The sequence below is a fragment of the Arthrobacter sp. E70 genome, assembly GCF_058266945.1.
The window spans coordinates 141,166-155,156 of sequence record NZ_JBYQFR010000002.1; the positions used below are offsets into that span (position 1 = coordinate 141,166).

14 protein-coding genes are annotated in these 13,991 nt (G+C 68.3%); 1 reads left to right on the forward strand and 13 read right to left on the reverse strand.

Going from position 1 to position 13,991, the window contains the following annotated elements; all coding sequences use genetic code 11:
* Positions 1 to 79: 79 nt before the first annotated feature.
* The 12 genes from AC3IMC_RS02640 to AC3IMC_RS02695 form a co-directional block, all read right to left on the reverse strand.
* Positions 80 to 598 (reverse strand): tetratricopeptide repeat protein, encoded by a 519-nt coding sequence (locus AC3IMC_RS02640; RefSeq protein WP_490916897.1) that lies wholly within the window; start codon positions 596 to 598, stop codon positions 80 to 82.
* Positions 598 to 1,689: a 3-dehydroquinate synthase gene (gene aroB / locus AC3IMC_RS02645; RefSeq protein WP_490916898.1), complete on the reverse strand. Its 1,092-nt coding sequence runs from the start codon at positions 1,687 to 1,689 to the stop codon at positions 598 to 600. Before aroB ends, AC3IMC_RS02640 begins: the two co-directional genes overlap by 1 nt.
* A complete protein-coding gene (locus AC3IMC_RS02650; RefSeq protein WP_490916899.1) occupies positions 1,686 to 2,255 on the reverse strand; it encodes a shikimate kinase in 570 nt (189 codons plus the stop codon). The genes aroB and AC3IMC_RS02650 overlap by 4 nt, the downstream gene beginning before the upstream one ends.
* On the reverse strand, positions 2,255 to 3,454 hold the full coding sequence (aroC, locus tag AC3IMC_RS02655) for a chorismate synthase (protein WP_490917105.1): 1,200 nt from the start codon (positions 3,452 to 3,454) through the stop codon (positions 2,255 to 2,257). The genes AC3IMC_RS02650 and aroC overlap by 1 nt, the downstream gene beginning before the upstream one ends.
* A 23-nt stretch (positions 3,455 to 3,477) precedes the next feature.
* Positions 3,478 to 4,338 (reverse strand): shikimate dehydrogenase, encoded by an 861-nt coding sequence (locus AC3IMC_RS02660; protein ID WP_490916900.1) that lies wholly within the window; start codon positions 4,336 to 4,338, stop codon positions 3,478 to 3,480.
* Positions 4,335 to 5,999 carry an endolytic transglycosylase MltG gene (gene mltG, locus AC3IMC_RS02665; protein WP_490916901.1) on the reverse strand — a complete coding sequence of 555 codons (1,665 nt, stop codon included), beginning with the start codon at positions 5,997 to 5,999 and terminating at the stop codon, positions 4,335 to 4,337. Before mltG ends, AC3IMC_RS02660 begins: the two co-directional genes overlap by 4 nt.
* On the reverse strand, positions 5,996 to 6,595 hold the full coding sequence (gene ruvX / locus AC3IMC_RS02670) for a Holliday junction resolvase RuvX (RefSeq protein WP_490916902.1): 600 nt from the start codon (positions 6,593 to 6,595) through the stop codon (positions 5,996 to 5,998). Before ruvX ends, mltG begins: the two co-directional genes overlap by 4 nt.
* A gap of 7 nt (positions 6,596 to 6,602) precedes the next feature.
* Complete coding sequence (alaS, locus tag AC3IMC_RS02675; RefSeq protein WP_490916903.1) at positions 6,603 to 9,281, reverse strand: alanine--tRNA ligase; 2,679 nt, start codon at positions 9,279 to 9,281, stop codon at positions 6,603 to 6,605.
* Positions 9,282 to 9,400: 119 nt separating this feature from the next.
* A complete protein-coding gene (locus tag AC3IMC_RS02680) occupies positions 9,401 to 9,631 on the reverse strand; it encodes a DUF6167 family protein (protein ID WP_490916904.1) in 231 nt (76 codons plus the stop codon).
* Between the two features lie 17 nt (positions 9,632 to 9,648).
* Entirely contained in the window at positions 9,649 to 10,023 is a 375-nt protein-coding gene (locus tag AC3IMC_RS02685) for a DUF948 domain-containing protein (protein WP_454485731.1), read from the reverse strand.
* Positions 10,024 to 10,169: 146 nt separating this feature from the next.
* Positions 10,170 to 10,796, reverse strand: a complete 627-nt coding sequence (gene rpsD, locus AC3IMC_RS02690) for a 30S ribosomal protein S4 (protein ID WP_043454433.1) — start codon at positions 10,794 to 10,796, stop codon at positions 10,170 to 10,172.
* A gap of 169 nt (positions 10,797 to 10,965) precedes the next feature.
* A complete protein-coding gene (locus AC3IMC_RS02695) occupies positions 10,966 to 12,402 on the reverse strand; it encodes a replication-associated recombination protein A (RefSeq protein ID WP_490916905.1) in 1,437 nt (478 codons plus the stop codon).
* Between the two features lie 62 nt (positions 12,403 to 12,464).
* Between AC3IMC_RS02695 and AC3IMC_RS02700 the strand changes: the two genes are divergently transcribed.
* Entirely contained in the window at positions 12,465 to 13,133 is a 669-nt protein-coding gene (locus AC3IMC_RS02700) for an acVLRF1 family peptidyl-tRNA hydrolase (RefSeq protein ID WP_490916906.1), read from the forward strand.
* A 34-nt stretch (positions 13,134 to 13,167) separates the two neighbouring features.
* On the opposite strand, the gene AC3IMC_RS02705 is transcribed toward AC3IMC_RS02700, so the two are convergent.
* Complete coding sequence (locus tag AC3IMC_RS02705) at positions 13,168 to 13,929, reverse strand: GNAT family N-acetyltransferase (RefSeq protein WP_490917106.1); 762 nt, start codon at positions 13,927 to 13,929, stop codon at positions 13,168 to 13,170.
* Between the last annotated feature and the right edge of the window lie 62 nt (positions 13,930 to 13,991).

Sequence of the window (13,991 nt, forward strand, 5' to 3'; positions counted from 1 at the left end):
ATCGCGGGGATGCAAAAATCCCACAACCATTCTACCGGTAAATGCCGGGCAGCCTTTGCGTGCCTGTGTCGGGCCTGCCTCAGCAGGCGAGCTCCAGGACGTCGCGGGCGCGCTGGAGGGCCACCGTTGACGAGTAGATCATGGCTGCGTCCGCGGAGTGTGCCACGCGCAGGTCAAGTGCACGGGTGAATGATTCCACCGCGGCGGCGATGTGGCCTGCACTGTACTGGGCCTTGCCGAGGAAATGCAGCACCGCCGCTTCGCGGGGCGTGCCGTGCACTTCAGCCAGGAGTTGCCGGAACAGCTCGATGGCACGGTCCGTCCGGTGCGTCACGCGCAGGACCTCGGCCTCGAAGACGCGCAGCCGGAAGGATTCCGGGTCCTTGAACCGGGCTTCGGCAAGCAGCTCGGCGGCCTCCGAAGGGTGGCCCTCCACGAGCAAAACGAAAATGTGGTCGGCGGGGTCGGTGGAGGCGGCGAGGGCAGCGTGGCAGGCGTCCTCGTTGACTATCTGCGGCAGCAGGGTTTCGGGATTGATGCGGATGCCCGGGAAACCTGCCTCCGGCCAATCCGTTGTTCCGTTGATGTCGCCCTGCATCAGGAAGCGATCTCCTGGTAGGCCGCGAACAGCAGCGAGGTATCAGGGACGTCAAGGATGCCCGGCTTGGCGATACCGTCGAGCACCACGAACCGCAGAAGGTCCCCGCGGGACTTCTTGTCACGGCGCATGCCGTCCAGCAGGCCCTGCCAGCGGTCCCGGCGGTAGGTGACCGGGAGCCCAAGGCCGTCCAGGATGCTCCGGTGCCGGTCGGCGTCGGCATCGCTGAGCCGGCCAACGCTGCGGGCGAGCTCGGCGGCGAACATCATGCCCACCGATACCGCGGCGCCATGCCGCCAGGAGTACCGCTCCACCAGCTCGATGGCGTGGCCCAGCGTATGGCCATAGTTGAGGATTTCCCGCAGCCCGGATTCCTTCAGGTCTTCGGAAACCACTTTCGCCTTGACGGCGATGGCCCGCTCAATGAGTTCGCGCAGCGTGTCGGAACGGGGGTCGACCACGGCTGCAGGGTCTTTTTCGACCAGGTCGAGGATGGCCGGGTCGGCGATGAAGCCGCATTTGATGACCTCTGCCATGCCGGAGATGATCTCGTTTTTCGGCAGCGTGTCCAGGGTGTCCAGGTCTGCCAGCACGGCGGCCGGCGGGTGGAAGGCGCCCACCAGGTTCTTGCCTTCGGCAGTGTTGATGCCGGTCTTGCCGCCCACGGAGGCGTCCACCATGGCCAGGAGGCTGGTGGGCATGTGAATGACCTTGACGCCGCGCAGCCAGGTGGCCGCGACGAAGCCGGCGAGGTCGGTGACCGCTCCCCCGCCGACAGCAACGATGGCGTCGGAACGCGTGAAATCGTTCTGGCCCAGGACCTGCCAGCAGAACGCCGCCACCTGGATGTGCTTGCCTTCCTCGGCATCGGGAATTTCCGCGGTGAGAGAGGTGAAGCCTGCGGCGGCAAGTTCGTCGCGGACGGCGTCGCCGGTGAGGCGCAGCGCCCGCGGGTGGATCACCAGGACGCGGCGGACCCGCTCACCGAGCAGCGCGGGAAGGGCGTCCAGCAGGCCGCGCCCGACGACAACGTCGTAATTGTTGCCGGCGCCTTCGCCGGTGACCTTGATGACGGTTGATTGCGTGTTCACTTTTCAACTTCCTGTTTGGCAGCTGCGCAGTGCCGCAGTGCTGCTTCCAGCCGTTCGCCGAGTTCGGATATCGAGCCATGGCGGACGTCCAGGGTGATGTCGGCGAGCCTCTCGTAGATGGGCCGCCGGGTGGCAAACATTGCTGTCCAGCGGGCCATCGCGTCACCGGCCAGGAGCGGACGGCCCGAGTTCCGGGCGATCCTGTCGGCCACGGTATCGGCGTCGCACTCGAGGTAGACCACGGTGCAGCGGCTAATCAGCTGCTGCGTCCCTGAATCGAGCACGGCCCCGCCACCCAGCGAGATGACGGTGGCAGTGCCCTGGGCCTCTTCGACGGCGTTGGCCACGGTCCGGGCCTCGATCTCCCTGAACGCGTGCTCCCCGCGCCCGGCGAAGATACCGGCAATGGAGCCGTGGCCCGCAACGATGACGGCGTCTGTGTCGATGAACGGGACTGCGAGCTGCTGCGCGAGCTGCTGGCCTATGGCTGACTTGCCGACGGCCATGGGACCGATCAGAACGATCGGCCGGCCGCAGGCGGGTCCCGTTTTGCTGCCGTGGAGCACTACTGCCCGATCGAGTCCAGGGATGCCGGGATGTTGTCCAGGTAGCCCTTGATGTTGCGGGCGGTTTCCGCCACGGAGTCACCACCAAACTTCTCCATGACGGCCTCGGCCAGGACCAGGGCCACCATGGCTTCCGCCACGACGCCGGCGGCCGGGACCGCGCAGACGTCGGAGCGCTGGTGGTGGGCCTTGGCCGGCTCGCCGGTGCTGACGTCGATGGTCCGCAGCGCCCGGGGAACGGTGGCAATGGGTTTCATGGCGGCGCGCACGCGCAGGACATCACCGATGCTCATGCCGCCCTCGATGCCGCCGGCACGGTTGCTGGCGCGGACAATCCTGCCTTCGCCGTCCCGTACGATCTCGTCGTGGGCCGCCGAACCACGGCGGGCGGCGGTCAGGAAGCCGTCGCCGACTTCCACACCCTTGATGGCCTGGATACCCATCAGGGCCGCGGCGAGCCGGGCATCCAGCCGGCGGTCCCAGTGCACGTAGCTGCCCAGTCCCGGCGGAAGGCCGTAGGCCAGGACTTCCACCACACCGCCGAGGGTTTCGCCCTCTTTGTGCGCGGCGTCCACTTCGGCCACCATGGCGTCGGAGGTTTCGCGGTCGAAGCAGCGCAGCGGGTCGGCGTCCAGTGCGATGACGTCGGACGGAACGGGCAGCGGCCGGCCCTCCGGAACGGTGACGCTGGCGATGGATACGGTGTGGCTGACAAGCTCAATGCCGAGGTGGTTCAGGAAGCGCGCGGCCACCGTGCCCAAGGCAACCCGGGTGGCGGTTTCGCGGGCGCTGGCACGCTCCAACACCGGACGCGCCTCGTCGAAGCCGTACTTCTGCATGCCGGTGAAGTCTGCGTGGCCGGGCCGGGGCCGGGTCAGCGGCGCGTTGCGGGCCTGGTCGGCGAGGAGCTCGGGCTCCACGGGGTCGGCAGACATGATCTGCTCCCACTTGGGCCATTCGGTGTTGCCGACCTGGATGGCAACAGGGCCGCCCTGGGTGCGGCCGTGACGAACGCCGCCGGTGATGGTGACGACGTCCTGCTCGAATTTCATCCGGGCGCCGCGTCCATATCCGAGCCGGCGTCGGGCCAGGGAGTCAGCGATGTGCCCGCTGGTGATTTCGACACCGGCGGGGACGCCCTCAATAATTCCCATCAGAGCCGGACCATGGGATTCACCGGCAGTCAACCAACGCATAATTTCCATCCTGCCACGTAGGGCGGTCACAACGCCCGCCGGGCAAGGCCGACTGCGTCACACATCACATCTATGACAGCTGCGTTAACGTCTTCGCCGCGCCGGGAGAAGAGTCGCACCTGCTCCACTGCCTGGTACAGCAGCATCTCGAGTCCGGGCACCACGCGGCCGCCGCCGGCCTGCCACACGGAGGCGACGAGGCTGGGCCACGGGTCATAGGCGACATCCAGCAGGACGCCCGGAGTTGGCGTCTTGAGCGCGGCGATTTCTGCCGCAAGTCCGTCTGCCGCCCGCGGCGGCAGGGTGGAAATGACGACGTCGGCTTCCGCTGTCGGGCGCGCGGCGGCGGCCAGCGAGCGGATTTCGAGGACAACGCCCAGGCTTTCGGCGGCCGCACGGACGTCGGCCGTACGGGAAGCGTCACGGACAAAGACCTTGACGCTGGACGTCCCGAGTTCCCGCAAAGCGGCGACGGCTGACGCCGCAGTTCCCCCGCCGCCCAGGATGACGGCAGACGGGGCCATCCGGGTCCCTGCATGCCGAAGGGCGTTGACTATCCCGGCGACGTCCGTGTTGGAACCAATGGCCCGGGGACCGTTGCCGGTGTCCTCGAAGGAGACCGTGTTGACCACGCCCAGGGTCCGCGCCACTCCCCGCACTTCGTCGACCTGCTCCAGCATGGCCGTCTTCAGCGGCATGGTCACGGACAGTCCGCGCCAGCCGGGCTGGTTCCGGATCTGGCGCATGAAGGACGGCAGCAGTTCCTCGGTGACGTCGATGGCCGTGTAGCTGATGCCGGCGTCCAGCCGCCCATATGCCGCCAGGTGCAGCGCAGGGGATTTCGAGTGGCTGATCGGATGGCCCAGGACGGCAGCCCGCAGGCTCATGTGCAGCGGCCTGCGTTGGCCTTGCACCACGCGTTGTACTGCTCCACATAAGCGTTGTGCTCGGCCAGCGTCTTGGCGAACTTGGTTTCCTTGGTGTCCAGGTTGATGGTCACCCAGTAGAGGTAGTCGTTGGACTTCGGCCTGGCGGCGGCGTCGATGGCGGTCTTGCCCGGGGATCCGATCGGCCCCGGCGGCAGGCCCGGGTTGGCGTACGTGTTGTACGGGTTCGATTTGTCCTGGCGCTGCTCATCCGTGAAGTTGAAGCTCCGGGTGCCCAGTCCGTAGGTGACCGCGGAGTCCACCTGCAGGAAGCCGCCGGTCTGGTCGTTGGGCTTCAGCCGGTTGTAGATGGCGCCCGCCACGTCGCCGTAGTCGGCCTGGCCGCCTTCGGCCTGGACGATGCTGGCCACGATGACGGCCTCGTACTGCTTGGCGGGGTCGGTGATGCCCTGGGAGACCAGTTCATCAGTCGTGGCCTTGACCAGCGACTGCAGGATGTCCTTGGCCGGGGTTCCCAGCGGGAAACGGTACTCGCCCGGGGCCAGGTAGCCCTCGAGGTTCTTGGCGTTGGCGGGCAGGCCAAACTGCGTGGGCTGGTTGCTGAGCGCCTGGAGTTGCTGAATGGACACGCCAGAGCCTTCGGAAATCGCCTGGAGGGACTCGCCGATGCGAAGGCCGGCGCTGAGTGCGAAGTAGATGACCTTGGTCTTGTCCTTGCCGAGCAGGACGTTGACCGCGTCCGCGTTCTTCATCTCGGTCTTGAAGGTGTAGTCACCCGGCGACAGCGTTCCGCCCGAGGCGTGGAACGCCTGCAGGAAGGTGTCCGCGTTGGCGATCACGTGCTGGTTTTCCAAGTCGGTGGCCACGGAGCGGGTCCCTTCCCCGTTGTCCACCGTCACCTGTACTTCCCCGGTCCCCGGACCCGGGTAGTCGGAGGGTTTGCCGCCGCCCAGGAGGGGCTTGAGGAACTGCGCGCCCACAGCCACGGCCGTCACGAAAACAGCCAGGGTGAGGAAGAGTGCCAGAAGTCGACGGCGGCGGCGGACCTTCTTGGATGGGCGGGGCACTACCTGGGCTGCCGAAGAACCCGGGAGCAGATGGTGGCCTGCGTCGCTGTGGTCCGGCTCCAGGTGCGCGTCGTCGTGGTAGCCGGCGGGGGCATATGCCTGGTCATCGTGCACGTCTTCCTGGTAGTCGTGCCCCTCCGCGTAGCGGACGTCGTCGGCGTAGTGTGCGTCAGCGGCGTGCCGGTGTCCGGCCATCACTGGCGCGGCATGGGCCGCGTGCGGTTCGCCGTGGGAAAGGACCTCACGGTCCGGGTGCATGTCCTCTTGCTGCTGCACATGCGGATGCTGCGGGAAGTCCACGCGGGGATCGGCAGCGTGCTGCTCCTCCTGGATGGAGGGCGGCGCCTCGGGAGCCGCCGGAACGGTGCCTGCACCCGGAAGCGGGGCAAAGGACGGCTCCGGCGCGGCAGAAGCAGCGGGCGGTGCCGACGGCTGCGGGGGGACCTCGCCCGTTTCGTACGCCTGCGGGGGGACGGCGTCGTGGCCACCGGTGTTGAGGCTCTTCTCGCGTGCCCGCAGTTCCTTGCGGGTCAGCGGCCGCCCCAGCACGGGGTCCACTGGACCGGAAGTGTCGTCAATGTTGGCAGGGCTCACTGTTGCCTTCCATTATCTGAAGATCGGGCCGTGTCCCCCGGGGTGGCGCGGACAGACTCGTCCTTGGCGCTGACCCCCAGGTCCACGGCAGGGGGAGGCGGCGTCACGCGTGAGCCGACATCCGCTCCCCTGGCTTTCTGCATGTCGATGGCGTGCTGCAGGATACCCGCCGCCGCGACCTGATCAACTACTTTACGGTGGTTCCTGCTGCTCATGCCAGCTTCGTGCAGGTTGCGGTGTGCCGAGACGCTGCTGAGCCGCTCGTCCACGAGGTTCACAGGAACCGCCAGGCCGCGGCCGGCAAGCTCAGCCGCAAGCAGTTCCGCGTAGTCCCTGGCCATGGTGGCAGAGGTCCGTTCCTCGCCCTTCATGGTCCGGGGCAGGCCCACAATGACCTGGACGGCGCCGAGTTCCTCCGCGAGTTTGGCGATAACGCGCACGTCGGAGTTTTTCTTGGCGTTCCGGTCCAGGGTTTTGTAAGGGGTTGCGAGGATCGCGTCGCGGTCGCAGATGGCCACCCCGACCCGGACGGTGCCGACGTCCACCCCCAGTTTGACGCCCTGGGGGTAGCCGCCGGCAGCAACAGCACTGGTCATGGCGGCTCTAGCGCCTTGAGATGGCGTCGACGACGGCGGCCAGGGCAGCGCCGACCTTTCCGGCGTCTGTTCCGCCACCCTGGGCGACGTCGTCCTTGCCGCCCCCGCCGCCACCCAGCACACCGGCAGCAACACGCACCAGCGCACCGGCCTTCACGCCGGCCTCGCGGGCCGCCTCATTGGTGGCGACGAGAATGAGCGGACGGTCGTTGGCGACGCCGGCGACGGCCACGGCTGCGGCTTGCGAACCGAGGCGGTTGCGCAGGTCCAGGGCCAGGCCACGGAGGTCGTCCGCGCCACTGACCGTTCCGGCGTCGTGGGCGACGACGCGTACGCCTGCTGCGTCCGTGGCGGTATCCACAAGCTGCCCGGCGGCAGCGGCAAGCTGTTCCTTGCGGAGCCGGTCGAGTTCCTTCTCCGTGGCCTTGAGCTTGGCCAGGGTGGCCGAAATCCTGTCGGCGAGCTGCCCGGAGGGAACCTTGAGAAGGTCGGTCAGTTCGGTGACCAGCGCCCGTTCGGCTGCCAGGTGGCGGAAGGCCTCCATGCCCACGAACGCCTCCACGCGCCGGTTGCCCGAGCCCACGGACTGCTCGCCCAGGAGCGAAAGGCTGCCGATCAGTGACGTGTTGGCCACGTGGGTTCCGCCGCACAGCTCACGGGACCAGGCGCCGTCGATCTCCACCACGCGTACTTCGCTGCCGTAGTTCTCGCCGAAGAGCGCCATGGCGCCCATGGCTTTGGCCTCGGCAAGCCCCATGATCTTCGTTTCAACCGCGTAGTTGTTGCGGATGGCCAGGTTGGAGACTTCCTCGATTTCGGAGCGCGTCGCCGTGCTCAGGCCCTCGCCCCAGGCGAAGTCGAAGCGCAGGTAGCCGGCCTTGTTGAAGGATCCTCGCTGGGTGGCTTCGGGTCCCAGGATCTGGTGCAGCGCGGCGTGCACGATGTGCGTTCCGGTGTGTGCCTGCTCGGCGGCATGGCGGCGTTCACGGTCGACGGCGGCGCGCACCAGGGAATCCGCCCCGATCTCGCCTTCACGGACGATCGCCTTGTGCACGCTCAGGCCCTTGAGCGGGCGCTGGACGTCCAGGACCTCGACGACGAACCCGTCGCCGGTGATCAGGCCGGTGTCGGCTGCCTGGCCACCGGCTTCGGCGTAGAACGGGGTCTCGGCCAGCACGAGCTCGATCTCGTCGCCCGTGGAGGCCTGCTGGACCTGGCGGCCGCCGGTGAGCAGCCCGCGGACGCGGGACTCGCCGTCGAGCTCGGTGTAGCCGGTGAAGACCGTCTCACCTTGGGCCAGGATGTCCTGGAACACGGTGAGGTCTGCGTGGCCGCCCTTCTTGGACTTGGCATCGGCCTGGGCACGCTGGCGCTGTTCCTGCATGAGGCTGCGGAAGGCCGCCTCATCCACTTTCAGCCCGGCCTCTTCGGCCATTTCCAGGGTGAGGTCGATCGGGAAGCCGTAGGTGTCGTGGAGCGTGAAGGCGTCATCGCCGGACAGCGGCTTGCCCGCAGCCTTGGAGGCCACAACGGCTTCCTCCAGGCGTGCCGTTCCGGAGGCGATGGTCCGCAGGAAGGCCTTCTCTTCGGCGTAGGCAATCCGGCTGATCCGGTCGAAGTCGGTTTCGACCACGGGGTAGACGCCCTTCATGGCATCGCGGGAGGCGGGCAGCAGTTCCGGCAGGCAGGCCTGTTCGACGCCGAGGAGCCGCATGGCGCGCACAGCGCGGCGGATGAGGCGGCGCAGCACGTACCCGCGGCCCTCGTTGGACGGAACCACGCCGTCGGCGATCAGCATCAGGGCGGAGCGGATGTGGTCGGCCACCACGCGCATGCGGACGTCGTCGGTGTGGTGCGGGTCGTCGGCGGACTCGGCAGAGGTGTATTCCTTGCCGGACAGTTCGGCCGCCTTGTCGATCACGGGGCGGACCTGGTCGGTCTCGTACATGTTCTCGACGCCCTGCAGGATCATCGCGAGGCGTTCCATGCCCAGGCCGGTGTCGATGTTCTTCTTGGGCAGCTCACCCACGATGTCGAAGTCCACCTTGGAGCGGACATTGTCGATCTGGTACTGCATGAACACGAGGTTCCAGATCTCGACATAGCGGTTGTCGTCGGCTTCCGGGCCGCCCTCGATGCCGTAGGCGGGGCCACGGTCGTAGTAGATCTCCGAGCAGGGGCCGGCGGGGCCGGGCTGGCCCGTGGACCAGTAGTTGTCCGACTTGCCCATCTTCTGGATGCGGCTGGCCGGGACGCCGGTGTTCTTCAACCAAAGGTCCCGGGCTTCGTCGTCCTCTTCGTACACCGTGACCCAGAGCCGCTCGGGCTCGAGGCCGTAGCCGCCGTCGTCAACGCCTTTGGTGAGGAGCTCCCAGGCGAACTTGATGGCGTCTTCCTTGAAGTAGTCGCCAAAGGAGAAGTTGCCGCACATCTGGAAGAACGTGCCGTGCCGGGCGGTCTTGCCCACTTCCTCGATGTCGCCGGTGCGGATGCACTTCTGCACGCTGGTGGCGCGCGAGTAGGGCGCCTCTTCACGGGCGGTCAGGTAGGGGATGAACGGGACCATGCCGGCCACAGTGAACAGCAGCGAGGGGTCGCTGGAGACCAGTGAGGCGGAAGGTACCGCGGTGTGGCCTTTGCTGACAAAAAAGTCCACCCAGCGCTTGGTGATCTCCTGCGACTTCATGAGCTGTTTCTTACCCTTCGTGGTCCGCCCCGCCAGGCGGCGCGGAAAGTTCGTTCAGATGGCTGGTCCCGTGGGGTGGTCCCTGCCGGTTGGTTCTGCTGCGGGCCAGGCCCGCGTGTTCAGCGGCGGGCTACGTCTGCCGGTTCGACGCCGAGTGCGCTCCGCAGGTCCGTTTCCCGTTCGCGCATCCCTGCGCGGACGGCGTCGGCGAAGTCGTAGACACCGTCGGCAAGCCGGCCCACGGCGCGGTTGAGGCCTTCCGGGCCGAGGCTGGACTGGGCTTGGGTCACTTTGCGGAAGGCGATGACGCCGATGGCCACGCCGATTCCCATCCAGGCAAGTCGTTTCATTCTCGTTCTTTCCGAATCTAGCGGCTGCGGCGCCCGGCAGCGGGCTTCCGGCGGTTGGCGAGGGCCGTGCGGACCCCGTAGCTGAAAGCGGCGACCTTGATGAGCGGGGAACCGACCGTGGCGGCAACCAGGGAGGACAGGGCCGAGATGTTGGCGGACGCATCCGAGACGTTGGATGAGATGCCGTCCACCTTCTTCAGCTGCTGATTGGTGGTGGAGACGGTGGCGGTGACCTCGTCCATCAGGGGCGTGGCGCCGTCGCTGATGGATTTGATGGCGGTACGCACCTCATCAAAGACCCTCCCCAGCTTCAGGATGGGCACCGCGAGCAGCAGCACCAGGAGTGCGAACACTCCGGCAGCGATCAGGCCGGCAATATCGCCACCAGACATAGACGTTTCATCTCCTCGAAATTCCGTGGTTGGGTGTCATCGCGCGCGGCCCCGGAGGGCGCGTTGCGCATATGTCCCCCAAGTACCTTACATACAAAGAAGCCCGCGGCGCTTGCCACGGGCTTCTTTGGATACGCTGTTGGGGTTTAGCGTGCGTAGAATTCGACGACGAGCTGCTCTTCGCAGGTCACCGGGATTTCGGAGCGCTTCGGGCGGCGGACCAGGCGGGCCTGCAGTGCCTCGAGCTTGACGTCCAGGTAAGCCGGGACGGCGGGCAGGACGTCGCGGTGGGCGCCGGCTGCGGCAACCTGGAGCGGAACCATGGTCTCGCTGCGGCTGTGGACGTGGACCAGCTGGCCCTCGCCGACGCGGAACGACGGACGGTCAACGCGGATGCCGTCAACCATGATGTGGCGGTGCACAACCAGCTGGCGGGCCTGGGCGATGGTGCGGGCGAAGCCGGCACGCAGGACCAGTGCGTCAAGGCGCATTTCGAGCAGTTCGATGAGGTTTTCACCGGTCAGGCCCTTGGTGCGGCGGGCCTCTTCGAAGGCACGGGTCATCTGTGCTTCGCGGATGCCGTACTGGGCGCGCAGGCGCTGCTTTTCGCGCAGGCGGACGGCGTAGTCGGAGTCCTGCTTCTTGCGGGCACGGCCATGCTCACCGGGGCCGTACGGGCGGCGCTCCATGTACTTGGCGGCCTTGGGGGTCAGAGCGATGCCGAGGGACCGCGAGAGGCGGGCCTGACGGCGAGCACGAGTGTTGTTAGCCACTTGTGTCCTTCCAATATCTGCGGTGTGTCAGTGTTACTGGCCTCCACGATGGAGAGCATCGGCCAACCGCTGCCTTTTGCTACTGGGCGCAGGGCATAACCTTCCCCACATAAAACTGGGGGATTATGCGTCCGAGCCTTGCCAGACAAAGATCCAGCCTACCACGGGCTCACTTGCCGCGGACAATCCGGCGCAGCCGCTCCAGCCGCTGGGCAATGTCGCGTTCGGCGCCGTTGCCGGTGGGCTGGTAGTAGTCGCGGCCCACGAGGTCATCCGGCGGGTATTGCTGGGTGGCGACGGCGTGGGGTGCGTCGTGGGCGTACTTGTAGCCCACGCCGTGGCCCAGCTGCTTCGATCCGGGGTAGTGCGCGTCGCGCAGGTGTGCGGGAATCCCGACACCGAGTCCGGCCCTGACGTCCGCGATGGCCTTGTTGATCCCCATGTAGGCCGCGTTCGACTTTGGTGCCGTGGCCAGGTGGACCACCGCCTCGGCGAGGATGATCCGGCCCTCGGGCATCCCGATGAGCTGGACCGCCTGCGCCGCCGCGACGGCCGTCTGCAGGGCGCTGGGATCCGCCATGCCCACGTCCTCCGCCGCGGAAATGACGATCCGCCGGGCCACGAAGCGCGGGTCCTCCCCCGCCTCGAGCATGCGGGCCAGGTAGTGCAGCGCCGCGTCAACGTCCGAGCCCCTGATGGACTTGATGAAGGCGCTGGCCACGTCATAGTGCTGGTCCCCCGCACGGTCGTAGCGGACGGCCGCAGCGTCCAGGGCGCGTTCGGTGTGGCGAAGCTCCACAACGACCGGCTCCCCGGCCGCGCTTTCCTCCCCTGCGGAACGTTCGACGTCGTCCGCGTCACCGAAAGCGACGCCGGCGGCGGCTTCCAGCGCAGTCAGGGCCCGGCGGGCGTCACCACCGGACAACCGCACGAGGTGCTCCAGCGCTTCATCGCTAAGCTGCACCTTCCCGCCCAGGCCCCGGGGATCCGCCACCGCCCGCACCAGCAGGCCCTCGATGTCGGCATCCGTCAGCGGCTTGAGCGTGAGAAGCAGGGAACGGGACAGCAGCGGCGACACCACCGAGAACGACGGGTTTTCGGTGGTGGCTGCCACCAGGACCACCCAGCGGTTCTCGACACCGGGCAGCAGGGCGTCCTGCTGGGCCTTGTTGAAGCGGTGGATCTCGTCCAGGAACAGGACGGTGGTGGTCTTGTACAGGTCGCGGGCGGTGAGGGCATCGTCCATGACGCGGCGCACGTCCTTGACGCCGGCGGTGATGGCGGACAGTTCCACGAACTTGCGCCCCGGTCCCCGGGCGATCACGTGAGCGAGCGTGGTCTTGCCTGTGCCGGGCGGCCCCCACAGGATCAGCGAACTGGGACCTGCCGGCCCCGCGGCATCGGCGCCTGCCGCCAGCTGCCGCAGCGGCGAACCCTGGCCCAGGAGGTGCTGCTGGCCCACCACTTCGTCCAGCGTGCGCGGCCGCATCCGCACAGCGAGCGGGCTGCGCGGCGCCTTGGCTCCGGCGCCCGCCCCGGGGCTGCCCGCGGCGACCGGAGCATCGTCGTCGTCGTTGTCCGGGCCGTGCCCGAAGAGATCATCCACCTAGATAGGCTACTTCCATTGCCCACCTGCGCCGCCCGCGTTCCGCCACGGAAGGAATCCCCATGCCAGCCCCTGCTGCCGCCAGCGGTACGCCGTCCGTCCGGACAACCTTCGTTTCCGGGCCCCGGCTGGCGGGCTGGGCCGAGCGGTTCGGGGCCGCCCACGGCGGCTACCGGCTGCAGGACGGCGACGACGGCCTCCACCTGGTGGCAGCCGACGGTGCCACGGCGCTGCTGCAGGCACCCTGGCCGGACGACGGCAGGCCCGGACGGGGCGCAGGCCCCCTGGAACGGCTCGCCGCCCTGGCCTCCCAGCCGCGCCGGCTCGGACTGCTGCTGGTGCGGCGCGGCGGCTACGGGATCGGTGTGGCCAGCGAGGGATTGCTGCTGGCGTCCAAGGCGGGCACCCGCTACGTGCAGTCACGAACTGCCGCGGGCGGCCAGTCCCAGCAGCGATTCGCCCGGCGCCGGTCCAACCAGGCGGACGCCCTGGTGGCCGCCGTGGCGGAACAGGCTGCGCAGGTGTTCCGCGCTGCCCCGTTCGAGTACGTGGTGCCCGGCGGCGACAGGACCCTGGCCGGCCTCGTCCTTGCGGACCCGGCCCTGCGGGAGTATGCCCGGCTCCCCCGCCTTGGCTACCTGGATGTGGCAGAACCCCGGGCCGCCGTTGTGAAGAAGGCCGCCGCGGACGCGTGCTCAGTCCGGGTCACGGTGACAGACCCGGCCGGGTAGCCAGAGGCTTCTCCTCCACTTTCGCGGGCGACGTTCAGCAGCCCGTCAGCGCGCGGCGGGGACGCTCCTGCCGGTACCGGTATCGCCCCGCTTCAGTGAACCCGGCGGCGGCGTACAGGGCTTGCGCTGCGTGGTTCGGCGCAGTCACCAGCAGCCAGTAGCCGGACAGCCCCTGTTCCGCCCCGGCCTGCAACAGGGCCCGCAGCACGGCGGTGCCGTGGCCCCGGCGGCGTGCGTCGGGCCGGGTGGCCATGCAGTAGACGCCTCCGCGGGTGCCGGCAGCGGGGATGGCGAGACGCCCGACGGCGGCCGGCAGCCCGTGCCCGTCGCGCACCAGTGCGTAGATGGACGGACAGCCCTGCAGGATGTCCCGCGCCGTGGCGAGGGCGTCCGCACCCCCGCGTCCGTCCACGTCCCACCAGGCTTCCAGCCAGTCGGCAGACGGCTCCCGGGAGATTTCGACGCCACCCTGCTCCGATGTCCCGGCCACCGGCCCCCGCGTCATGACGAGGGTTTCGGATTGCCGCGTGAAGCCCTCGGCATCGAGCAGGCGGTTGAGTGCGGCAGTACGTTGCCCGTCGAAGACCTGGAAGATCACGGGCAGCCGCCGGCTGCGGTACCAGGACCTGGCTTCGCGGAGCCGGGCCTGCTGCAGGTCCGGATCCCCGCCTGTGGTGCGCGGCCAGATGGAGTTGGCCCGCTGGGTCACGCCGCCGGCAGCCCGCAGCACCCAACCTCCGGCGTCGTGCCGGTCGGTGGCCGGCCAGGCGGCGTCCATTGCGGTCTCGAGGTCCATCGGGGCGCGCTCCAGGGCGTGTGATGCGGTCACGGGACTGCTCCTTTGTGGATCGGGGCCGT

Excerpts from the sequence above, each read along its gene's own strand:
- alaS (WP_490916903.1), bottom strand. The coding sequence starts at position 9,281 with ATGAAGTCGCAGGAGATCACCAAGCGCTGGGTGGACTTTTTTGTCAGC.
- AC3IMC_RS02660 (WP_490916900.1), bottom strand. The coding sequence starts at position 4,338 with ATGAGCCTGCGGGCTGCCGTCCTGGGCCATCCGATCAGCCACTCGAAA.
- AC3IMC_RS02700 (WP_490916906.1), top strand. The coding sequence starts at position 12,465 with ATGCCAGCCCCTGCTGCCGCCAGCGGTACGCCGTCCGTCCGGACAACC.
- AC3IMC_RS02705 (WP_490917106.1), bottom strand. The coding sequence starts at position 13,929 with ATGGACCTCGAGACCGCAATGGACGCCGCCTGGCCGGCCACCGACCGG.
- ruvX (WP_490916902.1), bottom strand. The coding sequence starts at position 6,595 with ATGACCAGTGCTGTTGCTGCCGGCGGCTACCCCCAGGGCGTCAAACTG.
- AC3IMC_RS02680 (WP_490916904.1), bottom strand. The coding sequence starts at position 9,631 with ATGAAACGACTTGCCTGGATGGGAATCGGCGTGGCCATCGGCGTCATC.
- AC3IMC_RS02685 (WP_454485731.1), bottom strand. The coding sequence starts at position 10,023 with ATGTCTGGTGGCGATATTGCCGGCCTGATCGCTGCCGGAGTGTTCGCA.
- AC3IMC_RS02640 (WP_490916897.1), bottom strand. The coding sequence starts at position 598 with ATGCAGGGCGACATCAACGGAACAACGGATTGGCCGGAGGCAGGTTTC.